Annotated in this window: 22 protein-coding genes and 2 pseudogenes; 9 read left to right on the top strand and 15 right to left on the bottom strand. The window is 34.3% G+C overall.

What is annotated here, in order from left to right:
- Positions 1–704 precede the first annotated feature (704 nt).
- Positions 705–1,430, top strand: a complete 726-nt coding sequence (locus Q5794_RS09105; protein ID WP_192997429.1) for a hypothetical protein — start codon at positions 705–707, stop codon at positions 1,428–1,430.
- A 257-nt stretch (positions 1,431–1,687) separates the two neighbouring features.
- On the opposite strand, the gene Q5794_RS09100 is transcribed toward Q5794_RS09105, so the two are convergent.
- The 6 genes from Q5794_RS09100 to Q5794_RS09075 all read right to left on the bottom strand — a co-directional run bounded on the left by Q5794_RS09100 (position 1,688) and on the right by Q5794_RS09075 (position 6,152).
- The gene (locus tag Q5794_RS09100) at positions 1,688–1,912 is read right to left on the bottom strand and encodes a hypothetical protein (protein ID WP_129707665.1); all 225 of its coding nucleotides are present in this window, start codon (positions 1,910–1,912) and stop codon (positions 1,688–1,690) included.
- Between the two features lie 66 nt (positions 1,913–1,978).
- Positions 1,979–2,569, bottom strand: a complete 591-nt coding sequence (locus Q5794_RS09095; protein WP_129707663.1) for an HMA2 domain-containing protein — start codon at positions 2,567–2,569, stop codon at positions 1,979–1,981.
- Positions 2,541–4,655, bottom strand: coding sequence for a heavy metal translocating P-type ATPase (locus tag Q5794_RS09090; protein ID WP_374989206.1), 2,115 nt, complete (start codon positions 4,653–4,655; stop codon positions 2,541–2,543). Before Q5794_RS09090 ends, Q5794_RS09095 begins: the two co-directional genes overlap by 29 nt.
- Positions 4,655–5,188 (bottom strand): HMA2 domain-containing protein, encoded by a 534-nt coding sequence (locus tag Q5794_RS09085; protein WP_214987680.1) that lies wholly within the window; start codon positions 5,186–5,188, stop codon positions 4,655–4,657. The genes Q5794_RS09090 and Q5794_RS09085 overlap by 1 nt, the downstream gene beginning before the upstream one ends.
- An 18-nt stretch (positions 5,189–5,206) precedes the next feature.
- On the bottom strand, positions 5,207–5,515 hold the full coding sequence (locus Q5794_RS09080; RefSeq protein ID WP_226897658.1) for an HMA2 domain-containing protein: 309 nt from the start codon (positions 5,513–5,515) through the stop codon (positions 5,207–5,209).
- 316 nt (positions 5,516–5,831) lie between these two features.
- Entirely contained in the window at positions 5,832–6,152 is a 321-nt protein-coding gene (locus Q5794_RS09075; protein ID WP_374988994.1) for a hypothetical protein, read from the bottom strand.
- Between the two features lie 760 nt (positions 6,153–6,912).
- Here Q5794_RS09075 and Q5794_RS09070 point away from each other — a divergent pair.
- The 4 genes from Q5794_RS09070 to Q5794_RS09055 all read left to right on the top strand — a co-directional run bounded on the left by Q5794_RS09070 (position 6,913) and on the right by Q5794_RS09055 (position 11,042).
- A complete protein-coding gene (locus tag Q5794_RS09070; protein ID WP_214987676.1) occupies positions 6,913–7,899 on the top strand; it encodes a permease in 987 nt (328 codons plus the stop codon).
- Between the two features lie 10 nt (positions 7,900–7,909).
- A complete protein-coding gene (locus Q5794_RS09065; protein ID WP_214987674.1) occupies positions 7,910–8,872 on the top strand; it encodes a TIGR03943 family putative permease subunit in 963 nt (320 codons plus the stop codon).
- A gap of 433 nt (positions 8,873–9,305) precedes the next feature.
- Positions 9,306–10,175 carry a permease gene (locus Q5794_RS09060; RefSeq protein WP_214987673.1) on the top strand — a complete coding sequence of 290 codons (870 nt, stop codon included), beginning with the start codon at positions 9,306–9,308 and terminating at the stop codon, positions 10,173–10,175.
- Between the two features lie 15 nt (positions 10,176–10,190).
- Positions 10,191–11,042: a TIGR03943 family putative permease subunit gene (locus Q5794_RS09055; RefSeq protein ID WP_025749111.1), complete on the top strand. Its 852-nt coding sequence runs from the start codon at positions 10,191–10,193 to the stop codon at positions 11,040–11,042.
- 142 nt (positions 11,043–11,184) lie between these two features.
- On the opposite strand, the gene Q5794_RS09050 is transcribed toward Q5794_RS09055, so the two are convergent.
- Both Q5794_RS09050 and Q5794_RS09045 read right to left on the bottom strand, forming a co-directional pair.
- Positions 11,185–11,820, bottom strand: a complete 636-nt coding sequence (locus tag Q5794_RS09050; protein WP_214987672.1) for a YcnI family protein — start codon at positions 11,818–11,820, stop codon at positions 11,185–11,187.
- 24 nt (positions 11,821–11,844) lie between these two features.
- Positions 11,845–13,449, bottom strand: coding sequence for a copper resistance CopC/CopD family protein (locus Q5794_RS09045; protein ID WP_374988993.1), 1,605 nt, complete (start codon positions 13,447–13,449; stop codon positions 11,845–11,847).
- Between the two features lie 446 nt (positions 13,450–13,895).
- Here Q5794_RS09045 and guaC point away from each other — a divergent pair, with 446 nt between their 5' ends.
- The gene (guaC, locus tag Q5794_RS09040) at positions 13,896–14,879 is read left to right on the top strand and encodes a GMP reductase (RefSeq protein WP_192997436.1); all 984 of its coding nucleotides are present in this window, start codon (positions 13,896–13,898) and stop codon (positions 14,877–14,879) included.
- Between the two features lie 265 nt (positions 14,880–15,144).
- On the opposite strand, the gene Q5794_RS09035 is transcribed toward guaC, so the two are convergent.
- Positions 15,145–16,500: a TrkH family potassium uptake protein gene (locus Q5794_RS09035; RefSeq protein WP_192997437.1), complete on the bottom strand. Its 1,356-nt coding sequence runs from the start codon at positions 16,498–16,500 to the stop codon at positions 15,145–15,147.
- Between the two features lie 294 nt (positions 16,501–16,794).
- Positions 16,795–17,142: pseudogene (locus Q5794_RS09030) on the bottom strand (ArsI/CadI family heavy metal resistance metalloenzyme); the annotation flags it as partial.
- A 244-nt stretch (positions 17,143–17,386) separates the two neighbouring features.
- Between Q5794_RS09030 and Q5794_RS09025 the strand changes: the two are divergent.
- The 3 genes from Q5794_RS09025 to speG all read left to right on the top strand — a co-directional run bounded on the left by Q5794_RS09025 (position 17,387) and on the right by speG (position 19,974).
- The gene (locus Q5794_RS09025) at positions 17,387–17,536 is read left to right on the top strand and encodes a hypothetical protein (protein ID WP_214987670.1); all 150 of its coding nucleotides are present in this window, start codon (positions 17,387–17,389) and stop codon (positions 17,534–17,536) included.
- Entirely contained in the window at positions 17,533–18,570 is a 1,038-nt protein-coding gene (gene recA, locus Q5794_RS09020; RefSeq protein ID WP_214987669.1) for a recombinase RecA, read from the top strand. Before Q5794_RS09025 ends, recA begins: the two co-directional genes overlap by 4 nt.
- A gap of 879 nt (positions 18,571–19,449) precedes the next feature.
- Positions 19,450–19,974: a spermidine N1-acetyltransferase gene (speG, locus tag Q5794_RS09015; RefSeq protein ID WP_013056444.1), complete on the top strand. Its 525-nt coding sequence runs from the start codon at positions 19,450–19,452 to the stop codon at positions 19,972–19,974.
- Positions 19,975–20,326: 352 nt separating this feature from the next.
- Here speG and Q5794_RS09010 read toward each other — a convergent pair.
- From Q5794_RS09010 to Q5794_RS08990, 5 genes and pseudogenes are all read right to left on the bottom strand, one after another.
- A pseudogene (locus Q5794_RS09010) lies at positions 20,327–21,636 on the bottom strand (MATE family efflux transporter).
- Positions 21,637–21,778: 142 nt separating this feature from the next.
- Positions 21,779–22,540 (bottom strand): class I SAM-dependent methyltransferase, encoded by a 762-nt coding sequence (locus Q5794_RS09005; protein WP_192997440.1) that lies wholly within the window; start codon positions 22,538–22,540, stop codon positions 21,779–21,781.
- A gap of 228 nt (positions 22,541–22,768) precedes the next feature.
- Positions 22,769–23,596: a mechanosensitive ion channel family protein gene (locus Q5794_RS09000; RefSeq protein ID WP_374988992.1), complete on the bottom strand. Its 828-nt coding sequence runs from the start codon at positions 23,594–23,596 to the stop codon at positions 22,769–22,771.
- Between the two features lie 191 nt (positions 23,597–23,787).
- Positions 23,788–24,816, bottom strand: coding sequence for a serine hydrolase domain-containing protein (locus tag Q5794_RS08995; RefSeq protein ID WP_374988991.1), 1,029 nt, complete (start codon positions 24,814–24,816; stop codon positions 23,788–23,790).
- Positions 24,817–24,906: 90 nt separating this feature from the next.
- On the bottom strand, positions 24,907–25,476 hold the full coding sequence (locus Q5794_RS08990) for a MarR family winged helix-turn-helix transcriptional regulator (RefSeq protein WP_214987664.1): 570 nt from the start codon (positions 25,474–25,476) through the stop codon (positions 24,907–24,909).
- Positions 25,477–25,662 lie beyond the last annotated feature (186 nt).

Genomic DNA, 25,662 nt, shown 5'->3' with positions numbered 1-25,662 from the left:
ACCAATCATAATAATTTCAGTATAAACAAAGTATCTCGTTAAATTGATTAGGTTTATTATTTAAATAAATCGGCGAAAAATGGAGGTTTTAATCTCTTATCATATACCACGCTCTCTTCTGTTTACCTTTTAAAAAATTGTTTTATTTATTTCATCTAAACCTAAATTTTATAAGTATTTAGTATCAATGTATATTTAACAAGATACATTGATACTAAAACATGAAGCTAATTTCTCTTATATAAAGAAGTAAATAAACTTACTTATAAAAATTAAAGTTTCACTATTTACTCTAACTGACGACAAATACAACGTTTTTCTACACGATGTGTAATAGATTAAAATATTATAATTGTAACTAAAATAGGTTAAATATTATTTAAGACTTGAAAGGAATTTAGTTTATATAATAAGAGCCATAATACCTAAGAAAGCATATATAAACGTTAAAAATAATTTCGACTTGGCATCTAAATCTCTGAGGAAATTAACTCTAGTTTTACATATAAAACAAATCATTCGAAACAAATTTCAGTAATTTAGAAGTCCTTGTATTCTTGCTATTATTAATTTTCCCAGAAACCACTACCCAGTTAATATCATAGACTTTTATTTTTTAACCATTTATAAAACATAGGTATGATTATTCTTCCTTTGAATAGGCTAATTGTAAAAAACAATATAGCCGAAAGGAAGTAGCAATTATGCATATAGAAATGAATCTCTTATTTACTTTAGGTTCTTTACTGGGTTTATTAGTAGGAGGAGGACTTCTTAAATTAGTAAGTCATCTGGCTAGGGGAAGAATTCAATTTATGTACGCTATATGCGGAGGAATCTTACTAGGCTTATTGCTCTTTGATATCCTTCCGTCCACTTGGCATCTATATGATTTAAAAGGAGTTTTATTAGGAATTGTAGCCGGATATATCATCATGCTATGTATTGACCTCTTTTTGCATAAACAAAACAAAGAAATTCCACCTTTACAGGCACTTATCTTATTAACAGTTGCTATCTTTTTTCATAATGTCATCACGGGTATTACCTTTGGAATAACAGATATGCACCAATCAGCTTCTGTATTGGCAGCTACACTTTTACATCAGGTCCCAGAGGGGATGGCAATTATGACAGTCCTCTCTATAGCAAAAGTACCTAACCTCTTTTTTTTACTAATTATAGCCCTTCTATCTCTATCCTTAGGTGGCAGTTTATTAATTGGTGATAGTGTACAAGCTTCCTCGCTTAAACTACAAGCTTTATCGACTGGTGCAGCAATTGGTACATTGTCCTTTGTTATCTTTCATGAAATCATAGGCAAAACTATCACTCACTTTAGAAATCTGCATGTATGGCTATTAATTTCACTAGGCGTGCTAGTCATTTATGTTTATCAATATTCACTCTCATTGTTACACGGACATTAGAATGACTAAATTTAATTGTGTTAAAAAGACAACTGTAAATGTATGTACTTCACTCTGCTTCATTTATAAAATTAGAACATTTCCCTCTATAATTATTGATAATTTTCAAATCGCAGAATATAATAATAACAAGAGTTTACCACAGGAAACTTTTTAGCATACGGCAAATAAGCGTTTAATTATTTAAAAATGATTCCCTCATTACGAAATAAAAAGAGTGAGAGGTAGCCTGGAACTATCTCTCACTCTTTTTATTATTATTTTACTTGTAGCTCAGCAATCATATCTTCTAAACGCTCTTTCTGTGCTTGAAGCTCTTCCATAGAAGGTTGATAAGATGAAATAGCTTGTTGTCCACCATATGCCTGTTTAGGCTGGACTAGACGTTGTAGCTGACCACCATTTTGTTCATATAAACGGTAGCCTACTGCGCCTACCACTGTTCCTGATACAAATCCCATTAGAAAATCGCGGTTAATCATTATAAAACTCCCCCATAATCATAAGTTTTTTTATATCAATTCATACAAAGAGCATGAATGAATATCTTAAGTAATTGCAGATAACTTTTGTGATTGCACTTTCTGCTTTTCATGTAACAATTCCAACACATTTACAATCCATGTAATCATCGCTACATAGAGCATGTTTGATGGCCCTAGAGATAACATCGTAACAATGCCGGTTAAAATGTCTGGGTGCCTCATTTTATTACTCGTACCATGAGACAAGACCGTGTAACCTGTTGCGACTACTGCCCCATATACAAGTGCATCTGGTTTATAAAAAGATGATTTTCGAATACCTGCTAGTAGGAGTAATCCTCCGGAAAACAGTGTACGTAGCCAATCATTTCGTGTGGCAGGATCCATTTGAATCATAATATCATCTAGTGGATCTAAACGAGTTTGCTGAAAAAAAATAGATACATAACGAAAAATGGTATTGCGAGAAAGTTGTGAAACATCGTAGTGAATAAGCATTGTTTGAATGGTAGGTTCTATTCTCACACTCGTTATACCTTTTAAAGCAGAAAACATATGCTCAATTTCCACATGATTTTTCTTATCTCTCAATGCGGGGATATGAAATCGAATACGACCTGGTATATCATGCAGAACGTAGAATTTGGGATTCATTGCTTTCCCTCCCTAACCATAAAATTCTTGCACTATTTATTACTACACCAATAGTGGCGGCATTATGAATAGCTGCTCCCACAATTGGAGAGAAGATACCTAAAGCACCGAATAAAATTGCTATACCATTAATAGCAAATGTGGCAACAAAATTTTGTTTAATAATGTTCATTGTCTTTCTAGACAATCCAACTAACTCAGAAAGCATCTCTGGGTTATCAGACGTAATGATAACGTCGCTGGCTTCTGAAGCAATATCTGTTCGTTTAGCGCCCATCGTTACACCTACATGGGCATGAGCTAGAGCTGGAGCATCATTAATGCCATCACCTACCATCATGACAGCCCCTGTTCTCCCATACCTTTTTACATAAGAGGCTTTATCCTCTGGCAAAGCCTCTGCATGATACCAGTTCAATTTTAAACGACGCGCCATTTCTCTTGCGACCGTTCTCTTGTCTCCTGTGAGCATAATGATGTCGTTAATACCTTGATGACGGAGATTATGCACTGCGCGGTGCATACCAGAACGTATTTTGTCAAAAATACTAACTACTCCTACAAGTGTTTGATCATAAGCTACATAAATCACATTTTCGTCGTTTTGCATTTGTTGAAGTAAGGTAGTTGTTTTAATCTTTAATTCATTCATAAAACGTAAACTTCCAACAACAACTTTTTTGCCATTTAACCAAGTGGAGATTCCTTTTCCTACTGTTGTTTCTACCTGAGTATTATTGTCTCTAATAGGAATCAAAATGTTCCAATCTTTCGCTTGTTTTATAATTGCATCAGCAATAGGATGGGTAGAATTTTTCTCAGCTGCTGCAGCTAAACGAATGACATCTTCTTGATTAAAGCCTTCAGCAGCAATCACTTGCTGAACCACAGGCGCTCCTTCTGTAATAGTTCCGGTCTTATCAAGAATAACTGTATTTAGCTTAGACATCTTTTCAATATGATCACTGCCTTTAACAATAGCTCCTTCTTTAGCAGCACGTCCAATGGATGCGTATAAAGCTGTGGCCGTTGATAATTTAATCCCGCAAATAAAATCAATAACTAACATACTCATAGCCCTATTAAGATTTCGAGTGAAGAAAAATGTAAGTAGTGCTAACCCAAAAGAAACAGGCACCATTTTTTCAGCTACTGTATCGGCTATATTCTGAATAGGAGCGCGTTTATCTTGTGCTTCCTCTAACAGTTTTATAATTTTAGAAAGAGACGTATCCTCTCCTATTTTCTCCACTGTCACCGTAAGGTGCCCACTCTGCAAGACACTTCCAGCGTACACATTATCTCCGCCACTTACCTCTCGCGGCATATACTCCCCAGTAATGGAAGCTTCATCTGCTGTACCGTTCCCCTCTATTATAATGCCATCTACAGGAATTTTTTCTCCAGTAAACACAACAATCTGATCACCAACTTGAATATCCTCTACTAAAACCTTTTCTTCAACGCCCTTTTCCTTTACTCTCCAAGCATATGAGACGTCTAATTTTAGGACGGAGTGAATATAATGCTTGGTTTGTTCAGACGTATAGTCTGTTAATAGCTCACTAATAGTAGACATCAAAGTAATAATTAAAGCGGATCCTGGATTCTTCATATACAAAGAAGCAAATATAGAGGCAGCTGTTAATGTATTGGCATTCCCTCTTTGTTCCTTTAGGACATGAACAATGCCGTCTTTAATTACCTCATAAGAAGTACTGATAGCAGTAAGGGTGCTAAGCCAATAGGAAACTGCCTTTACTATGGCAGGATACGAAGAACGTTGCAGATACCAGTTAACTAAAAATATAGTCCCACAAGCTAGAATTGGTATAGCTTTCTTCCATGAATATGTTGCTTGCTTAAGTGTGTGTTTATATTTATAGATGAATGATTTTAGATTGTATAAAGAGAGAGTAATATGATGATAAATAAGTAGACTTCCGGTTACTTGATTATAGCTTGCAGAATATACCCCTGGAAAAGAGCGTAACCAAGTTTCAATATGACTTATTTCTAGCTGTTTAGGCATATAAAACCGGGTTCTTCCAGGAAGAGAATGAGCTACCTTTATCCCAAACACCATCACCTATTCTTTTCCCCCTTACCCTTAATGATGTTGTATGACCAATAAAGTAAGCTGGCAGAAAACGCAGGCGCACTTCCAAAGGTCTGAATTCCTTTTCCTAATAAAAACAGAACAAATAAACTATCAAAGTCGGCAAAGCCATTGGTTTGCTTTTTAATCCCTTTATCTATCAATCCAAGGGTGTTAGTCATACCATTCATTAAGGTAGCACCTTTGTTTAAAATGGCATTAGATGCTATTTGTACGATATAACTCATCAGTTCGTCTAGCTCTTCCTGGTTAATATGCGGTACAACAAATTGAAGCACTAAACTTCCCGTTAGTTCTGAAGCTTTTGATGTTAGAATAAGAGGATGTTTTTTTACTTCTTCTGTTAGAGCATGTGCAATGATACGGTGCTTCCAGCTGTCACATTGTATACGCAGCCGCCCTGGCATCGCATGTAATACTTTTATTTTTTGATCACGGAATTGAGACATAATTTTAGGAGCAATAAAAGAGGCACCTAAACCAATTACAGTAGGAAGCATGCTTATTCCTCCCTCTCCTTAAAATCTAGATTCTTCTTGATATATTTGCTCAATAAGTTGAAACCACTCTTCGATTTCTTTGCTAGTTGTCATATGAGAAGCATTATATGTAACAAGTAAACTTCCCGTATCTGGTGTAAATACTGCGTCATAGACAAGAGCTTGAGATTTTAAATTTAAAATAATTAATTCAACTAGTTTTTTATTTTCTTTCCAAACAGTTGATCGAAGTCTAATTCTTCCTGGAATGAAATGTACAAGATCGATTTGTAATTTATGTAATTTTCTTTCTGCATGCTTCATTAGTATCTTTTCTTTAATACTCATCAATTTCTAGATACCACCAATCTTTTTCCTTTATTTTACCAACTTATATATTTTATAACAATATAAGTATTAAAATACTGTAAATTTTATTACGTACAAGTAAGTAATAAAATTCTCTCCGTTTTAGGATAACAATAGATATATTCTTTATAGAAAGAATTAATTTATACAAAAAAGCATGAAAGGGATTATTTTTCATGCTTTTTCTTTATTGTAGATGTTTAAAGTCTCTTTATTTGATAGTTAAAGAACATTTTATTGATTTCTTTATAACACCTCTCTCTTTTTAATTAGTTTATAATGAAATTTCACCCCTCTACTTCATTTTAGAAATAACTACCCCTATGACCATAATGAAAATTCCTAGTAAGGTTTTCCATGTAGGGGCTTCTTTAAAGAAAAGGTAACCCATTAATACGGCAATTATTATTTCCATCCCTTTCGATGTCAGTAAAACAAATGTTAAGTTATGAACAGCTTTAAATCCAAATTTGATTCCATATCCAATTAACATATTAGCGATTAAAAATAATGGGAAAGCGTAAATTTGATATTTTAATGTAGTCCAAAAAGCTGGATCAATATGCTTATTTTGATATGAAAACAGAAGATTAATCAAAAATAGGCCAATAAACAAGAAGGTTCCACCGTACAAACAATTCATATATCCACTCTCACTATATCCATATTTAGTATTATAATGAACCAAATATTTTTCTTTATACCATAAATTTTTCCTTAAGGAAAAATGTTAACTCAAAAGCAATAAATATGGATGATAATAAAAATATTGTTATCCTAAAACTGATTATAAAGAGTAATATTTATAAGAAATTCTATATACTGTCTTAGTCAGTCATCTTCCTCTTAATTTAGTTTAGTGTCCAGTTTACCGTACTACTTTCAATTTCCTTTACGTTAACGGTAAGAATATTATGGAATCGACTGTCTCATTGGTTTCTTTACGAAAAGCTATCTATTTATTTGAGCCTAATCCTCCAAAAATATATTTCCATAATATTTTACAATGAAACTATAAGATTACAGAAAGCCAAATCCCCAATTAGTAACTATGTTATCGAAAAATTCACTATATTCTTATTACTAAATTTCAATTAAGAAATTGAAAAACTAAATGTGTTAATTTTTCTCAGTTCTTTAGCTTATACTTTTCACATAATATATAAAGTAAATCGTAAACACTACGTTTTATTGAAGGTGTAAAATTATTATTTTTGATTTTTTTTATCTTTTTCCAATAAAATTTTTTATATATTATATAGCGTATGTAAAATTGTACTTGTCTTGAGATTTTATATTAACTCTTTTTTATTAGCTGCACAATTTGTTCAAACTCTATCATATAGTTCTAGTAATTGGAGGTGGAACGATAGATTATGACAACTCTATCACAGTTAAGTAAAGACCTAATAGGTGTGCTGTTACTAGTGCTTTTTGGTTACTGCTTTTTCTTTGTGGATATAAATACAAATGATTTAGCTATTCCAGCATCTCTATTAAATGTAAATTCCATTTTTTTAAGTATTGTACTTGAAGCTATACCCTTCATTTTGCTCGGAGTATTTGCATCTGCTCTTATTCAAGTATTTGTTTCTGAAGAACTCATTCAACGTCTGATTCCAAAAAATCCATATATAGCTCTTTTACCAGCTGTTCTAGTAAGTGCTCTTTTACCTGTTTGCGAATGTGCCATTATTCCGGTTATACGGAGATTATTAAAAAAAGGATTGCCTCTTCACATTGGCGTTGTCATTCTAGTGGGGGCACCTATTTTAAACCCCATTGTCTTTGCTGCTACTTTTTATGCCTTTCAATCAAATACTTCCATAGTCTACAGTCGTATGGGCCTGGCTGTTGTGGCTTGTCTGTTAATTGGTTTATCCGTTTATTTCTTTTTTAAAAATTCGAATCAGCTACGGCATGTACACGTTCACGAACATGAAGAAGCAAACGTAGGCAACAAATTAAAACAAACGTTATATCATGCCGGTGATGAATTTTTCGACATGGGCAAATACTTATTATTTGGTGCACTCGTAGCAAGCCTGTTTCAAACCTTTTTAGATAGACACCTATTAACAAGCCTTGCAAGCAATGATTTTATGTCTTCTGCCGTTATGATGGGATTTGCTTATGTACTGTCACTTTGTTCAGAAGCAGATGCTTTTGTTGCTTCATCTTTTTCTCATACATTTTCACCTACAGCTCTTCTTGCCTTTCTACTATATGGGCCTATGATGGATTTTAAAAACACAATTATGCTATTGTCTTTTTTTAAAAAACGTTTCGCATTTAGCCTTATTTTTATCATCACTGTGATTGTGTATCTCGTCGTCATGACTTATGGAATAGTTAGTAGATAGGAGAAGTGGTATGAAAAAAATTGATCGGCAGTTTGTTCTCTATATAAGGGGGATATTACTAATTGGCTTTTCACTACTTATGTTTAAACTCATATTAACAGGTAAAATCGTTCAATTTATCGCGCCCAAAATGATGCCTTTTATATTATTTTCTTCTGGCACCTTTTTTTTGTTGGGCATTCTCCAAATTTGGCGAAGTAGCGTAAATAAGGATCTAACTTGTGAATGCGGTCATGATCATGCGGAAAAAGGCAAAATTCGAACAACGTTTATTTACTCTTTATTTCTATTACCTATTATGACGGGCTTTTTATTTTCTAATCACACACTTGATAGTTCCGTTGCAGTAAAAAGAGGATTAACTTTTTCAGTTACTGAACCTGATACTCAGAAACAAACCGGAAGTGATAAAAACATTGACGCCACTAATTCAGAACTAGAAAAAGATACGAATGATTTATTGTCTGGAAATTCAGAGGAAGCACCAAAGAATGTTCCCACAACACATCAAAATAGTATTGCTGCTAAAGTGGCTCCTAAAGGTTTCTATGAATTACTTGAAAAGAAGCTAGTCAAACAAACGAAGATTTCTATAAATGACACCGATTATATTCCAGTTATGAATATTATTGAAAACAACACAGAGCAGTTCATTGGGAAAAAAATCGAGGTCAATGGCTTTGTATATCGTGAAAAAGGATTTAAAGATAACCAATTTGTTGTTGCTCGCTTTGGTATATCTTGTTGTGCAGCAGATGCATCTGTATACGGTTTATTATCTAAATTGGAAAATGCGTCAACATTAAAAAACGATAGCTGGGTTCGTATAAAAGGGATAATACAAAAAACTACGTATAATGGAGAAGATGTCCCTTATGTTCAAGTTCAACAGATTGAGGACATTCCCCAACCGGATAACCCATACGTATACGAACTTTACCAAGGTGAACAACTGATAGGTCCTGGTAAATAAAAAGAATATATGACAGTTTTAAGGTAGGCCACTACGAGCTAGCTGCATACCATCCATCATTTACATACTCAAATTATTGTGCTAGAGTATTGTAAAATATATGTTTAGAATTAAGAACAAGAAATTGTTAAACGGCATTTCACCAACCTTTCATTTTTCTATGGTAAAGTAAAAAGAAATGTTCATGTAAATATTAAAGGATCTGGTTTTGATTATGTTCACTTTCCCAGAGACTACTCTTTATTTATGTTATTAAGATCATTTTTTATTAGGGCTATTGTATATATGCATTTAATTGTAAGCTTGTCCCCTTTAGGTAAATAGTGTAATATCACTGTTTATAAGTGATATTACTCTCTATTTAAAGGGGCTTTTTCTATGTTTAAAAACAAATAGAAAACAACATGATTATTTCTTAGTTGGAGTGAGTATAATGAGTTCATCTCTTTTACAAATGAACACCATTTTTATAAGTATCTTAATTGAAGCTTTACCTTTTATATTACTAGGTGTAATTATTTCTGGTATTATTCAAATTTTTGTAACGGATGAAATGATGGCAAAAGCTATCCCTAAAAATAAATTTGGTGCGATTGTTCTGGCAAGTGTAATTGGGGCTTTATTTCCAGCTTGTGAATGTGGGATTGTTCCTATTACAAGACGTTTAATGGCAAAAGGGGTTCCCTTATATGCTGCTATTCCGTTCATGTTAACAGGCCCTATTATTAATCCTGTTGTCCTATTCGGGACATTTGTGGCTTTCGGTAACGATTGGAAAATCATGATTGAACGTGGTGTTGTTGCCTTTCTTGTATCTTTAACAGTAGGTTTAATTTTAGCCTTTCAATTTAAAACGCCACAAGTTAAAAATGAAATCCATGCACACACTGCTTCCAAGAAGATGAGTGAAAAAATAGGAAATGCTCTGAAACATACTATTAATGAATTCTTTTCTGTTGGAAAATTTGTCATTATCGGTGGGTTAATCGCGGCCGGCATGCAAACTTATGTAAAGACCTCTACCCTCATGGCTCTCGGGCATGGAGCAGTATCTTCAAATGTAGTAATGATGGGCCTATCTTATATTTTATCGCTATGTTCTTCAGCTGATGCTTTTATTGCTTCATCGTTTCGAAGTACATTTAATGATAGTGCAGTTATTGCCTTTCTAGTATTTGGCCCTATGTTTGATATAAAAAATACATTAATGATGTTGAGTCAATTTAAGACAAAATTTGTTTTCTCGCTATTTGCATACGTGTTTATTCTCGTACTAGTCCTATCTCTACTCATTGTTCATTAATAAGGAGGGACATTTATGTTTAGGGTTTTGATTTTGTTAGGCTTTACTATGATTTTTATGCATCTTCATGCCACTGGAGATATTTCAAAATATATAAACATGAAATATTCATGGATTTCATATGGAACGATTTTTTTACTGTGGTTTTTAACTATTGCAGAACTAGTTTTTTATATGACAGGATCTGATGAGAAAGAGCAAGGTCATGACCATAATTGTGACTGCGGATGCGGTCATAGTCATGAATCACCGAACAAGTGGAAAAGACGGGCATGGTACCCTCTTTATTTCTTACCTGTTGTAACTGTCTTCTTTTTACCTGTAGCTACACTCGATTCAAATATTGTTGAAGCAAAAGGATTTCATTTTCCTATTTATGATAAAAAAGATCCTTACTCTTCGCATCAGTTTCTACAGCCCGATACGAGTTCTTTTTATGGAGAAGATGCATACGATAAAATGATTCATAAGGATTTAAAAAAGTTTTCAAAAGGAAAAACCATTAATTTAGAAGATGAAGAGTTTTTAAATGCAATGGAAACCATTTATCGATATCCTGGTGAGTTTACCGGAAAACAAATTAAGTTTAAGGGATTTATGTACCACACGAAAGAATTAAAAGACAATCAGTACTTTTTATTTCGTTTTGGTATCATTCATTGTATAGCTGATTCAGGTGTGTTTGGTATGTTAGTTCAATTTCCGGATGATGTATCATTTAAAAATGATGATTGGGTAACGGTAACGGGTGAAGTAAGTACGATGTATTATCAACCATTTAAAAAGACAATTCCTATTGTAAAAGTAACAAAAGTAAAACGTGAAGAAAAACCAGATGATCCTTATGTATATCGTAATAATCAATAAATAAGAATAGAAAACGCAGGTTAACAAATGTTAACCTGCGTTTTTAAATTGCTGTATAATCGAACTTTTAATAAAAAACAAAAGTTAACTCTAATCTTCAGACGAATTAGCTTACTTTTATTTTTATATCTTTTTTTAATAATTAGCTCCGCTTCTTTCTTCTTAAACTTAAAATTAATGAAACAATGCCTAATACTAACGCAATAATGGAAAGAGTAGTAGGAAGCGTAGCATTGGAGCCATTGCTAGTTGCTTCATTAGTAGCCGTGTTTTCGTTAGTAGCTGATATATGAGAATCTCCCTCTGCACCGTTTCCTTTTACTACCGTTGTAATAGAGGCAGGTGTATCTGCATCAGCTGGTCCTTCCCATGCTACTGTTGATCCATCTTTATATGTTTGATAAGCCTTCCAAACAATCTTCTTAGCATTATCCCCTACTTTTCCTTGCATATTGAATTCCCCAAACTCTGTAGGTGACAAACCTGCATTAGTAGCTGTCCATGTAACACTTGTAATCAAACCTGAAGAGTCTTTTTGAAGCTCATATTTCCATCCTTCTTTAGGCTCGAATCGAGATATTTCTACGTCTTTTGGAATATCGATTTTCACTTTTGTAGTTGGAATATCTTTTTCAGTTGGAACGCGTACAGTAAATTTTTCATAAGAGCCTTGTGTCGCTTCTTGAGGGTATACGACAACATGAGCACTCGCCGTTCCCGCAAATGCAATCGTTGAAAGAACTAATGTAGATAAAAGAGCTGTTATTTGTTTTTTCATTTCTTTTCCTTCTTTCTAAAATTATTATTTAACATCATAAACAACAATGTCTTTATAGATCACAACCTCATCTAAGTTGGATGTAACAAGCCGTACGGTAATTTGCCATCTTCCGGCATAAGGAATGACAAGGTTGTTTGTTTCATACATCTTATACTGTACTTGTTGTTTCTCCTGAATTTCGTCTTTATTTACTTTTAAGGGCACGCCAATTGGTGCAAGCTCTCCTTTATTTTTAGGAGAAAGTGCGACGTCTATCGATTGAATAGAAGATCCATCCTTTGGTAAAGATGCTTTTACCCAGAGAGAACCCTTACCAGGAGATAAGGTTGACGTTTTTATGAGAAACTCTATATCTTGCTTGCTTTCTTTCCATACCAAGGGTTCATTCTGTGGAATAGGATTTAAGTGCGTAATCATTCCTACAATCAGAACAATAATCAGCATAAAACTTACATCGGAAATTAAAAACTTTGCAAGGCTTGGTGAATCATTCTTTCGGAGATGTTCTCTAATGAGTATCCCTACACCAGCTACTAACATGACCATAAATATTTTAGCTAACAATAACAGTCCCCATGTGGTTTTAAAGAGTGCTGTTATGTCTGGAAGAAGCTTTAGTGTGTAAAGAACACCCGAAAGGATTAATAGCATAAGACTCCCAAAGGCTATACGCGAAAAAATCGGAAGAAAAGCTAGAGCTTGTTCTCTCTCCTTACGCCACATCATGAAAAGATAAACTAAACCAGCTGCCCATAAAGAGGCTGTAACCAAATGGATAAAGTCTAGAATGATTGTATAACCTGGTACATCTGATGCTACTGCGTGACCGTTTAACGTAGTAGCTACTAACAGCAAACCTGCCCATATAAAATCAATCCATTTATTCTTTAGTAGGAAGAGAAACCCTACACACGCAAGAAGAATACAAGTCATCCACGACCAACCAGTAGCAGAATGAATGATAAATGTTTTTATTTGGGGAAGGCTAGAACCCTTTAATAGCGCAGTAATTCGGACTCCTATACTAATCAGTAAAAAAATGATATATCCAGCTTGGAGGTACCTTACATTCGTTTTATAATCTTGTTTTTGTTGACCTGATTGATAAGGAACATACCATTTCCATAGTACAAAGCCAACTAACCATAATAAAGCCAGATAATAAAATGTCTGTACTACAGAAAAACCTATATTATAGAAAGCACTCGGCTTACCGTTTTCGCCTTGATTACTATTGTCATTCGTAATAGCTTGATCTATTTTTTCTCCTATAGAAAAGACGTACGTTCCTCGTACAGGGTGGCTATCCGCAGAAATAACTGAATAGCTAACGGTATAAATACCTTTTTTGGAAGGTGGCACATCCAGAGAAATCGTTTTGTGAGTTCGATTCATTGTTGCTTTCTTAGTGGTAATAAGCTCCCCTTTATCATTGCGTACTTGAAGATTAAAAACACCTTCTCCTAGTCGTTCATTAAACGTCAATGATACCTTGTCAGGCATTTGCTTTAGTTGACTTCCTTCTTTCGGTGATGCATCCAAAAGGACTGCGTGTGCTGATACATTAAGAGGAGCACCAAAAGCAAAAAAAGAGATGGATAAGAGTAAAGCTATCTTTTTTAACATACATTTTTCACCTATAGATTCTTGTTTTATAACACTCATTCTTAGTATAAGTTTAGCCTTAAACAAAGAAAATCACTCAGTAGAGTGATTTTTTTAAATAGCAGGCAAAAACATTAAACATTTTAGAACAAATGAGAAGCAACACAATGAAATAGAAATGTTTTTTTAGGTGTTAGGCTCCTAGAAAATCCATTATTTTAACTACAATTGTATAGAGTATACATCTTATAAATGTTTATTATCCTTTGGTTTAGTTGGTCGTTGATGTCCTATATTCTAACATGAGAACTAAGCTTAAATAATTGAGCTTAGTTGCAGATTTGAACTGATTATGTAGCATAAATAGGCTAAATTTTTGACATACTTATAGAAATAAACTATATTATCATAGCACGAACTTTCGTTAGTTGTTAATTATTGATTATTCGTTTTTAGAGGTGTATTTAATGGAAAATGTGTTTGATTACGAAGATATCCAGCTAATTCCTGCGAAATCAGTAGTGAACAGCAGGACTGAGTGTGATACGACTATAACATTTGGGGAGCGTAAATTTAAGCTACCTGTCGTGCCCGCCAATATGCAAACAATTATAGATGAAAAACTGTCAATTTACTTAGCAGAAAACGGCTATTTTTATGTAATGCATCGTTTTCAGCCAGAGAAGCGAATGTCTTTTGTTAAAGGTATGAAAGAACGTGGGTTATTTGCTTCTATTAGTGTAGGAGTTAAAGAAGAGGAATATAAATTTATCCAACAACTAGCAGAAGAAGAACTTTCACCTGAATACATTACGATTGATATCGCACATGGTCATTCAGATGCCGTTATACAGATGATTCAGCATATAAAAAAATACTTGCCTCATAGCTTTGTTATTGCAGGAAATGTGGGAACTCCAGAAGCAGTAAGAGATCTAGAGCGTGCTGGTGCTGATGCAACAAAAGTAGGAATTGGGCCAGGGAAAGTATGTATTACAAAGATTAAAACTGGATTTGGAACGGGTGGTTGGCAATTAGCAGCTTTGCGTTGGTGTGCAAAGGCAGCAAGCAAGCCTATCATTGCAGACGGTGGTATTCGTACTCATGGTGATATTGCGAAATCAATTAGATTTGGTGCGTCCATGATAATGATTGGATCACTATTTGCTGGACATGAAGAGTCTCCAGGTGAATCAGTTGAGAAAGACGGAATTCTATATAAAGAATACTTTGGTTCTGCCTCTGAATTCCAAAAAGGTGAAAAGAAAAATGTAGAAGGTAAAAAGATGTTGGTAAAACATAAAGGGTCTATGAAAAATACTCTTATAGAAATGGAGCAAGATCTTCAGTCTTCTATTTCTTATGCGGGAGGAAATAAGCTAGAAGCAATTCGTAATGTTGATTATGTTATTGTAAAGAATTCTATCTTTAACGGAGATAAGACATATTAAGAACCTTTTAAGTAGGGTAAGAACCAAATAAGATCATGTTAATTCTTAGAGTTAACATCTTTCCCTTTTTCCAAACTATTTCATTGGATATAGGCGCCATAATAGGCGTCTTTTTTTGCACAAGAAAGGCAATCCACTACGTTTTCATGAATGCATATGGGAGAATATAGTTAATTAAAAACAGCCCTAAAGAATGGGGCTGCTTTTTTAAGCCTTCCGACAATTATGAACATGTTGACCAAAGTATATATTTAAAGTAGATTTCTTAGCCAATAAGAATCTTTTCTTCTGCATACCGAATTTTTGATTGCTTATTTGAGCGAATTGCAAGCACAAAACCAATGGTAAGAGGCCCCACTCTGCCAATGAACATCATAATCGTAATGAGAATTCGTCCGATAGGACTTAAGTCGCCTGTAAAGTTAGCACTTAATCCAACTGTTCCGGAAGCAGAGAACGTTTCAAACAAAAGAGTAGACATATCTACACCTTCTTCTGTGATTGTGAGTAGAAAGAAAATAATAGAAACAAAAATAATTCCAGAAGTAGCAATAGAAAAAGCTCTATAAACAAGCGATTTAGGAATTCGGCGTCGAAAAACATTAATCTCTTCTTTATTTGTCAATACTGACCATAAAGCAAATAATATTAAGACAAACGTCGTTATTTTAATTCCACCGCCTGTTGATCCTGGGGCTGCTCCAATAAACATAAGCCCCATCATATACACTTTCGAAGGTAATGTTAGTGCCCCGATATCCAAGGTATTAAAACCAGCAGTACGGGGAACTACTCCTTGAAAGTAAGCTGCCCACCATTTATCGCCCATGCTCAATTGGCCTAAAGTATGAGGGTTATGATATTCTAAAGCAAAAATAATGAGTGTGCTTACGACATTTAGGAGGATAGTTGAAACTAATACGATTTTAGTGTGAAGAGAAAATCTCCTTATGTTTCGTTTTCGAAAAACATCTGCAATGACAAAGAATCCAGTCCCTCCTATTATGAAGAGTAACGTAATCATAATATTTACAGTTGGATCTCCTACCCATTTACTTAAATTGTCTGGTTCCAAACCAAATCCGGCATTGTTAAAAGCCGATATAGAATGGAATATCCCATAATAGATTGCTCTTCCCCAGCTCATTTCTTGTGACCAACGAATAGCTAGGATAAGCGCTCCAATACCTTCCACAGCCAATGTAATTAGCACAACACGTTGGACTAATGCAATAACGCCCTGCAGCGAAAAAGCATTTAGAGATTCTTTAAGTATTAACCTTTGTTGTAATCCAATTTTTTTACCTAGTACAATAAACATGAGTATACCAATAGTCATGAATCCCCATCCACCAACTTGGATGAGCACAAGCAGAATGAGCTGTCCAAATAAAGTAAATGTAGTTCCGGTATCTACCACAGCTAGACCTGTTACACATACAGCAGAAGTGGCTTCAAAGAGAGCATCAATAAAACTTAAATGATGTCTATCACTTGTAGCAGCCGGGATCATTAATAAGCCGGTTCCCAGCAATATTAATCCTAAAAAACCTACGAACAAGATACTTGCAGGTTCTAGGTGCTTCACTTTATGCTTTTTGCGTGACTTAGAAATTATCATATTACATTTCCCTTCAAAATATTTTGAGTAAAAGCTTATTATATATCATACCTATTTATTTGAAAATATGGTTATTTTTTATTGCACTCATAACTTCCAAGTACATGCTTTATGTTAACTAAGATTGCATATCATATATAGTCGAAAAATAGAAAAACCTACTGCTCCTCTACAGTAGGTTTCCCATGTTTAGAATAGGAAATTTGGTATGATGCCTCACGGAGTCTTGGGTAGTTTGCTCAAGAATCGCATTTATAATTCTTACTAATAAGAGTTGTATTTTAAGATGGAGAATTAACAGCAAGAATTATTTGCAGGTGATTTTTCAGTTGGTCCAACGTTATCCTCAGTCTTATGAACCTCGCTATTTGATTTTGTATAGAAGAATTCCCATTCGTTTCCGTCAGGATCTGTTATCCAGAATTTATCTTGTACAGCGTAGCAGCAAGTTTTATTCATTTCTTCACGAGCAAAGAATCCCTCATTTTCTAATCGTGATATATGAAAATTGATTTCTTCAAGAGTTTCTACTTGGAAGCCGAAATGGTTTACTTGATTACCTTTTACTTCTTCACGTACATTTAAGGTGAAATTTAATCCTGGTTCATCTAATAAGAATTTAGCATAATCTACTTTAAATCTGTTTTATGGTAACTAGGAATATGAGGAATACGTTATTAGTCTAATCAGATTGGTAGATTCATATACATACAAATTTAAAAATGGTTCTTATTTAATTTAACTTATGTAAAAGCATAAACTTACTTTTTATGAATATAAGATATTCTTTTAGCTAGTTTGTAGAAAAACTTTCGCCTTTACAATTAGATGCGTTTATTGTATGATTACATAACAAGAACATCTGTTCGATATTAAGGGTTTAGAGATGAATAAAGGAATAACAGAACAAACTAAGACGGTTAAACACAAAACTTTCTCGCACGGAGCAAAAACATTTGAGCCAACTCTTATTCTTTATCGAAATACCTTGGCGTTTATTGTAAACGTACTAACAACCGGAGGTTTCAAATTATGAATGATAAAAAAGCAGCACTAGATATGGCTCTAAAACAAATTGAAAAACAATTCGGCACAGGATCAATTATTAAGATGGGAGAAGGCACACATACAAAAGTTGAGGCATCTAGCTCCGGCTCATTAGCTTTAGATATAGCTCTTGGAATTAATGGTTATCCCAAAGGAAGAATTATGGAAGTTTACGGACCCGAAAGTTCAGGTAAAACAACCGTTTCCTTGCACGCAATTGCAGAAGTACAAAAAAATGGAGGGCGAGCTGCCTTTATTGATGCTGAACACGCACTTGATCCAGTTTACGCAAGAAAACTAGGTGTAGATATTGATGAGCTGCTGTTATCGCAACCAGATACCGGTGAACAGGCACTTGAAATTGCTGAAGCATTAGTTAGAAGTGGTGCTGTAGATATTATTGTGGTTGACTCAGTAGCAGCATTAGTTCCACAAAAAGAAATTGAAGGAGAAATGGGAGATTCTCACGTAGGTCTACAAGCTCGTTTGATGTCTCAAGCTCTTCGTAAATTATCTGGAGCAATCAATAAGTCTAAAACCATTGCTATCTTTATCAACCAAATTAGGGAGAAAGTAGGCGTTATGTTTGGAAATCCGGAAACAACGCCAGGCGGAAGAGCACTAAAGTTTTATTCTTCCGTTCGCCTTGAGGTTCGCCGCGCTGAACAACTTAAACTAGGAAATGACATAGTTGGAAATAAAACAAGAATTAAAGTAGTCAAAAATAAGATGGCACCTCCTTTCCGCATTGCTGAAGTAGATATTATGTATGGAGAAGGTATCTCAAAAGAAGGAGAAATCTTAGATATTGGTTCTGAAGTAGACATTGTTCAAAAGTCTGGATCTTGGTTTTCATATAATGGGGAGCGTTTAGGACAGGGACGAGAAAACGCTAAGATTTTCTTAAAAGAAAACCCTGAAATTAGAGAAGAAATTAGAAAAAGAATTATTGATTTCAAATATAGTGATAATAATAACAACAATAATGGTATTGATAACCATAGCGAAAACGAAAACCAATAAAAGTATAAAACGCCTTTCCCACGGCTTGAACTCCACTCCAATTGTTAGATAAAAAACTCTAATGATTGGAGTGTTTTTATTGTTGCAGCTAAATAAGCGCAAATTATATAGAGAAACAGCATAAATCTTCCTGCATCCATTTGAATAAATAGATACTCGAGGAACGCCTTCACACTTTCCCTCTGGTACCTTTTGTCTTCATATCGAAAACATAATTATCAATAATTCGAATGTCCTTTCCACTTCCCCCTGCTAAAATACCTCATGGTGTATTTTGTTCCTTAGAAGTAGAAAAATGACCTATATTAAAATCTTGAATTGTTATGTAGCTTTTATTCTCTATGCTAACTAAACTTCCATCTGTGGAAAGGCTCTTTATTTGTTCTCCACTAGTAAGTGGCTTTTTACTTTTATAGTTCCTGAAGATAATAGGCTCTTGTGTAGTACCTGAACGACTAATGATTAATTGCTCATAATAGATGCCACCCCCTGATATAAACCTTAGTTCCAGGTTGAGCTACTTTACTTGCCCTTCTTAGTGTTTTAAAAGGCTTGCTTTTAGTATCTAGGTTTTTATTACATCTCCTGTAGGAAAAACCTAGATTACATGATGTATTATAGGAACTGCTGAAGGTTGATTAGCTGTCTCACCCCTTTGGTTTATACAGCACAGTAAAATAAGAAGATACCAACTGCTTTTTTCATAAGATACTCCTTAAAGTTAATGAATTTCACTTACAAGATTTTTAAATTATACTATGGTTCTTTTAATAAAGATGTAAATAATCGCACTATATCTTATTATTTTTAAAGCTACAGCAATTTTTACATTTAAAACAGAAAGTGCTAAAGTAATGCTAGAATGTGGAGGTTTTAGAGATGAATAAGGAACTTAAGTTACGTCCTTTGGAAAGAGAAGATTTAAAATTTGTCCATGAACTCAATAATGATGCAAATATCATGTCTTATTGGTTTGAGGAGCCTTATGAAGCTTTTGTAGAGCTACAGGATTTATATGATAAACATATTCACGATCAAGGTGAGCGTCGTTTCATACTAGAAAAGGACGGGGATATGCTTGGATTAGTGGAATTGGTCGAAATTGATTATATTCATCGTAGAGCAGAGTTTCAAATTATCATTGATCCTACGTATCAAGGTCATGGTTACGCCATGGTTGCCACAAACCTAGCAATGAATTATGCCTTTTCGGTATTGAATATGCATAAACTTTACTTAATTGTAGACAAGGAAAATGAAAAAGCAATCCATATCTATAAGAAGGTCGGTTTTTCTATTGAAGGTGAGTTAAAAGATGAATTTTTTGTCGATGGAAGCTATCATAACGCTATAAGAATGTGTATGTTTCAAAAAGAATACTTACAAACCAAAAATAAAAACTAAGTTTGAATTATTATAAGCGTCCTGCCCAATAAAAAGAGACGCAAGAATGAAAAACAGGCTTTTATTAGGGAACAAAAAACAGTTTAATATAGAATTAGAATAGAGATCAATTAAAATAAAAAATAAAATCTATCTCATAGAATGAGATAGATTTTTCAGGAAGTGGTGATTAAGTCGGGCAGGAAGATACTCTCACGAGTGCCTCCCTACCCGACTTAACTATATATGTAGTTTGCAACCACATTGTAGCAATTAATGTATTTGCTTTAATTATTCAATCCTTAAGAAGAGAGTAGCTCCAATATGCCCAAATATAGATGATTCCCTTAATTTCTATGTCGAAGCGCTCTATTTAAGAAACTTTTAGTTCCTTAGGCTGTAATATTTTTTTATTTAACCTAGGGGTGTACATAATTAAAAAACCAGATCTTCCAATAGTATAGATAATAAAAGCCAGCCAAAGTCCATGGTTATGCCAGATAGGAGTTACTATGAGTTGGATAATTATATATAAAACTGTTGCGTAAATCATAGAGTTTCGAACCGGTGCAATTTCAGTTGCTCCTGTAAAAACACCATATAGGACAAGGCCAAAACAAGCAGCAAATGGATAGATGACAAGCCATGTTCCATACTTGACTGAAATTTCGATAACACTAGGTAGGTTTGTAAAAAGCCCAATAATAGGTTCTTGGAAAAATGCATATAAGCTAGATATAACAAAAGCTGTTATTATTGACCATTGCCTTGATAAAGAAAGCGTTTTTTTATATAATTCTTTGTCATTTGCTCCTACTGCTTTACCTACGAGAATACTGGAGGCATTAGCGAATCCATCAAAGAAATAAGCCATTATGTAGTGAATTTGAAACAATACAGCATTTGCAGCTAGAAATTCTGTGCCAAACGAAGCACCTTTTGCTGTAAACATATTAATAACAGCCAATAAACAAATAGTTCGAATAAACAAATCCTTATTAACATTAAACATCCTTTTCATAGAATCTGTATCCATAAGTGCCTGAATCGATGGCGTTTTCCATTTAAATGGAGATGCTTTCACAATAATGAATAAACCTAATACGAAGGCTGTAATCTCAGCAATCAAGGTTGCTGTAGCGACTCCTTGCACACCAAAAGAAAAAGCATGAACAAAGAGAATAGCTAAAACCATATTTAAAACATTTGTTAGTATCTGTAAACACAAAGATTCTTTAATCTTAGCCATTCCCATTAACCAACCGAGAATCACATAGTTCATCAATGTAAAAGGTGCTCCCCATATTCTAATTCTGAAATATTCTACTGCAAAACTACTTACATCAGCATCGGGAGAAATTACTAGGAGGGCCGCACGTTCAATCGGCCATTGTACATCCCTACTATTACAGCTAATAAAAATGGACGAGATAGAGCAAGTACCCCCTGATCTGGATCGCTTGCCCCATTTGCTTGTGCGGCAAAGGCGGATGTACTAACTCGTAAAAAGCCAAATACCCAATATAACGTATTAAAAATAAGAGTTCCCACCGCAACTCCTGCAATATAAGCTGGAGCTGGAAGTTGCCCAACAACAGCGGTATCCACCGCACCTAATAAGGGCGTAGTCATCGTTGAGATTGTCAGGGGAATCGCCAAAGTAAGATACGTACGATGATTCATCCAACTGGCCTCCTTCTATTATTTTGAACTAAACATAAAAGCAATAGCTTCGATTACGTGGAAGTCTCTTTCCTAAAATGTATGTTCTAATCTATTCGATTGAAAAAAGTTGAGGTAGCTCATTCAACATGATACCCAACTATTATTTAATGGATTTAGTTGCAATATAACAAGGCATATATTCAGTGATTTTTCCCTTGTGGTGATGATCTTCATAGAGATCTTGTAAGGTGAATCCAGCTTTTAGTTGTCCGCCGATTTGAGTTTCTAATGAATGGCTAAACTGTACACCGCCATTTTTTATAAGTTCTTCATCATTTTCCACCGTGTTTTTAGTTCCATCATAAGGTAATTTATTAACCACTTGTAATGCTTTCTCATCTTCTCCAAATAAATAAAGAGCAGGGTTTGCAAAGCCAGATAGCAGAACGCCACCTTTTTTAAGAACTCTAAAGCATTCTTGCCAAACATGTTCAACATCTTGAATATAGCAGTTTGATACAGGATTAAAAATCATATCGAACGTCTCATCTTCAAAAGGAAATGTCTCACTCATATCCCCTTTAACTAAATCAATAGAATAGCCTTCTCTAGTGGACACCATTTTTTCTAATTCTAATTGTTTATCAGAGTAGTCAAACACTGTAACTTCTGCATGTTGTGCTGCAAAAACTGGGCATTGCTGTCCTCCTCCGCTAGCAAGTCCTAATATTTTTGCTTTTTTAAATGGAATAAACCAGTTATGTGGAACAGGTTTACAAGGTGTTAAGTAGATATCAAAATTACCTTCAGTTGCCTTTACAAAATCTTGATGATTAATAGCCAATGACCATTCTCCCCCAGCTGAAGCCCATTCATCCCACATTTCGGAGTTAATTTTTGTATAACTAGCTTTTTGTGACATAGTTAATCCCCCCTTTACCTTTTTGAGTGTTTTATTTAATTTTATCATGTTACTAGAAGAATAATTTAGATGTACTAATTAATTTGTTCTGTTTCAGATAATTCATCTGTACTGGAGAAGTAATTAATAGATATTTTTTTAAATAAAAAACACCCTTTTGAAAAATCAAAAGGATGTTTGTATCTTAAATATAAAAGCTTGTATATAAACAAGGTACAAGTTTTATTTTTAATGGCTTGTCTCGAAGCTTTCAGCCATCATTAGGTCATTTTTGTAGGCAGCCATTGCGAGTTCATACCTCACCTTTTGGCTCGCTTCCACAAAATCAGCTTCCTTCACAAGCCCCGATAACGAATATTGGTGACCTTTAAAACCTACGTTCAATTCAGTAATTTGATTGAATCGAAAACTTTCTATAGGAATTCCATTCACATCTTTCAACAAATATTGACCATACTTCTCGTTACATGTTTGGGCTACTTGCTCCAATACTTTGAACGCCTCGTCCGGGTTTTGCCTATAGTTGAGAATAAGACTTTCATTTACCCTGCGTCTTCCTCGGGTTCCGTTCTGAAGTTCCGTAATGTTGCTATATGAAACTGTATAGAGGTAGCCATCATACTGGCGAATCTTCAAGTAGCGCATAGTAATTTCTTCTATTTTTCCTTGGCGGTTTCCGTTGAGAATAACATAATCTCCGTGATGGATCTGGCGTTCAAACAAGTAAGCCAGTCCCATTATGTAATCACGGATGATATGCTGAAGGATTATTGCCAGGGCACTGGCCAACACTACAGAACTAGTGAGAATCTTTCCGAAATCAAAGAAATGGCTAAGCACATAAATAAAGAAAAAAGCCAGCCCTACTACCCTTGTCACCTGATTAGAAAAATGCATCAGCGTCTCTTCTCGTTTTTCATCTAAAAAGCTCGTTTTGTCAAAGAAAAGCTTAATGAATTTACGAATAAAATAAACAATAAGTATAATCAGCAGAGCTACCGTTAAAACCTTTACGGGAAACTGCTGGAAGAATTCAGTAAAAACCAACCTATCCACTCCTTATTTCTAACACTATACCAAAAGAATGTACATAAAAACAAAAATCTTCTGTTCTTCACAAACCTTAATGATAATAGCACGGTTTCACCAAAATCGGTATATTGATGATAATCTCTCAATTAATTAAAATTAAAGGGGTAAGGCGAACTGTAATAGACTAATTTTCTTCATTTTTTTGTAGCCTATTCTTATATATCTCTTGACTTTTTCAGGCTTTTTAATAAAGACATTCCTATATGTTCATCATTATTTCTACCTAGTCTATAATTAGCTAAAACGACGGACGCAACTTTCTTTTCTTTATCAACCCCTAAAAATAAGCTGAAGCATCCTGTTCCACCACCATGTAACATTACGTTATTGTTTTTCTTTAAAAGCAACCATCCAAGACCCATATCGAACTTCTTAGTTCCATCGCTATGTTTTTCATGGCAAAAAGACAGATATGGTTTATCTTCGTCCATATTTATTTTTGCGTATTTAAGTAAATCCTCAGCGGTTGAGGATACTGCCCCCGCAGGTGATATAAAGTTTTCTTTGTCCCACTGCCAGTTGTCGCAATCATTATTTTTGCGGTCATAGCCATGTAAATTATTATTTGAGCTGCCTATACAAGTATCGTTTAGTCCAAGCTCATTATGAAGAAAGTCATCCATAGTGTCCCAATATCCTTTACCCGATACCATTCCCAACACATACCCAATAAGTGAGATGCCGAAATTGGAATATTTCCATGAATAATCTATTTCTTTCAGTCTATTTCTTTCGATTAGCATCTTCATTTTGTTAAAATCCATATGCAGCGGATTATTTTTGTTCAAATCGCGTCCGCCAAAAATCAAACCTAAAAGTATTTTAAAATATTCCCGTTTATTTAAAGGTAAGCTTCCTGAATATCGGGAAGAGTGAGTAGCAAGGCGGAGCAATGTAGGATAATACGTATCTTTCTTAAGCTCTTTTATGTATTTTTGTATAGAGTCGTTTAACGACACCTTGTTTTCAAATATGTATTTTGATAACAGCGATACAGTGAAAGTTTTAGTAATAGAACCAATTTCATAATGATATCTTTTTGACGAGTCAATTTCACCGCTTTCATTATAGACTTTTATAATAGATTGATTATCCGTTAAGTAGCCAACGGTTAGTTTCAAGTGCTTTTTTCCTTTACAGGTCTTGTTAATTAATCGTAATGTTTCATCACTGATTTCGATCATAATGATTGCTCTCCTTTATCCTTTATTTCAAAAATCGTTAAAAGGATTGAACAGTCTGCTTTAAGATAAAGTAGCCTATCGGATTTATTTTTATGTATTCTTTCCTATATTATTAATTGCTTCACCTCTTCGACTTTCAAGCTCCCTTATTACTCTCAACTGTAATTCATTGTGATCTTCATCCATTTCTACGTTACCTTCCTCTTCAAATCCATCGTGTTCTTCCCCATCAAAGCTATAAAGTTTCTTTAAAAGCTTCCACATTATTTCCAACTCTTCAGTTGAGAACTTGTTAAAAAGTTCTTCTAAAAAGAAGATTCCTTTTTCTGAAACAACAAGCAGTGCCTCTTTTCCCGCTTTTGTAATTTTTACGTTAACTGCACGCTTGTCTTTACTGCTAGGAACTATGTCGACATAACCCTTCTTTTCCACAATGGTAATTAACTGTTTGACGCTTTGTTTTGTGGTTCCTAATTTTCTAGCAATATTATTCAACGTTGTTTCACCTTCAGGTAAATGAGCAATTGCCACCATCGCCATATGCTGTCTTGATGTTAAAAGTTTAAGAGATTTATCACCCTTTACTTGAATTTTATTTGCCAGAGAAAATAAGGTAGCGTAAGTTTGCTGCATTAAGAAAAGCTCTTTATAAATATCCATATTCACCCTCCATTTTAGACAATATATTGTCTAAAATAAGAATGGTATATTTTGGTAATTAAGTCAATGTACTGTCTATTTTAATTTTGACTATTCTAAGGAGATTATTCTGTTACACTAAAGTAGGCAAAGAAATCATGATCGTTCGTAAGCAAAAGTTGTCCTTTCTTTATCTGATTAGATATA

Source organism: Priestia megaterium (assembly GCF_041941685.1).
Classification (GTDB): Bacteria; Bacillota; Bacilli; order Bacillales; family Bacillaceae_H; genus Priestia; species Priestia megaterium_C.
This window is presented reverse-complemented; position numbering and strand designations above follow the sequence as displayed.

Bases quoted from the DNA above. Each gene is read 5' to 3' on its own strand.
- Q5794_RS09105 (WP_192997429.1), top strand. From the start codon at position 705: ATGCATATAGAAATGAATCTCTTATTTACTTTAGGTTCTTTACTGGGT.
- Q5794_RS09100 (WP_129707665.1), bottom strand. From the start codon at position 1,912: ATGATTAACCGCGATTTTCTAATGGGATTTGTATCAGGAACAGTGGTA.
- Q5794_RS09095 (WP_129707663.1), bottom strand. From the start codon at position 2,569: ATGAATCCCAAATTCTACGTTCTGCATGATATACCAGGTCGTATTCGA.
- Q5794_RS09090 (WP_374989206.1), bottom strand. From the start codon at position 4,655: ATGGTGTTTGGGATAAAGGTAGCTCATTCTCTTCCTGGAAGAACCCGG.
- Q5794_RS09085 (WP_214987680.1), bottom strand. From the start codon at position 5,188: ATGCTTCCTACTGTAATTGGTTTAGGTGCCTCTTTTATTGCTCCTAAA.
- Q5794_RS09080 (WP_226897658.1), bottom strand. From the start codon at position 5,515: ATGAGTATTAAAGAAAAGATACTAATGAAGCATGCAGAAAGAAAATTA.
- Q5794_RS09070 (WP_214987676.1), top strand. From the start codon at position 6,913: ATGACAACTCTATCACAGTTAAGTAAAGACCTAATAGGTGTGCTGTTA.
- Q5794_RS09065 (WP_214987674.1), top strand. From the start codon at position 7,910: ATGAAAAAAATTGATCGGCAGTTTGTTCTCTATATAAGGGGGATATTA.
- Q5794_RS09060 (WP_214987673.1), top strand. From the start codon at position 9,306: ATGAGTTCATCTCTTTTACAAATGAACACCATTTTTATAAGTATCTTA.
- Q5794_RS09055 (WP_025749111.1), top strand. From the start codon at position 10,191: ATGTTTAGGGTTTTGATTTTGTTAGGCTTTACTATGATTTTTATGCAT.
- Q5794_RS09050 (WP_214987672.1), bottom strand. From the start codon at position 11,820: ATGAAAAAACAAATAACAGCTCTTTTATCTACATTAGTTCTTTCAACG.
- Q5794_RS09045 (WP_374988993.1), bottom strand. From the start codon at position 13,449: ATGTTAAAAAAGATAGCTTTACTCTTATCCATCTCTTTTTTTGCTTTT.
- guaC (WP_192997436.1), top strand. From the start codon at position 13,896: ATGGAAAATGTGTTTGATTACGAAGATATCCAGCTAATTCCTGCGAAA.
- Q5794_RS09035 (WP_192997437.1), bottom strand. From the start codon at position 16,500: ATGATAATTTCTAAGTCACGCAAAAAGCATAAAGTGAAGCACCTAGAA.
- Q5794_RS09025 (WP_214987670.1), top strand. From the start codon at position 17,387: ATGAATAAAGGAATAACAGAACAAACTAAGACGGTTAAACACAAAACT.
- recA (WP_214987669.1), top strand. From the start codon at position 17,533: ATGAATGATAAAAAAGCAGCACTAGATATGGCTCTAAAACAAATTGAA.
- speG (WP_013056444.1), top strand. From the start codon at position 19,450: ATGAATAAGGAACTTAAGTTACGTCCTTTGGAAAGAGAAGATTTAAAA.
- Q5794_RS09005 (WP_192997440.1), bottom strand. From the start codon at position 22,540: ATGTCACAAAAAGCTAGTTATACAAAAATTAACTCCGAAATGTGGGAT.
- Q5794_RS08995 (WP_374988991.1), bottom strand. From the start codon at position 24,816: ATGATCGAAATCAGTGATGAAACATTACGATTAATTAACAAGACCTGT.
- Q5794_RS08990 (WP_214987664.1), bottom strand. From the start codon at position 25,476: ATGGATATTTATAAAGAGCTTTTCTTAATGCAGCAAACTTACGCTACC.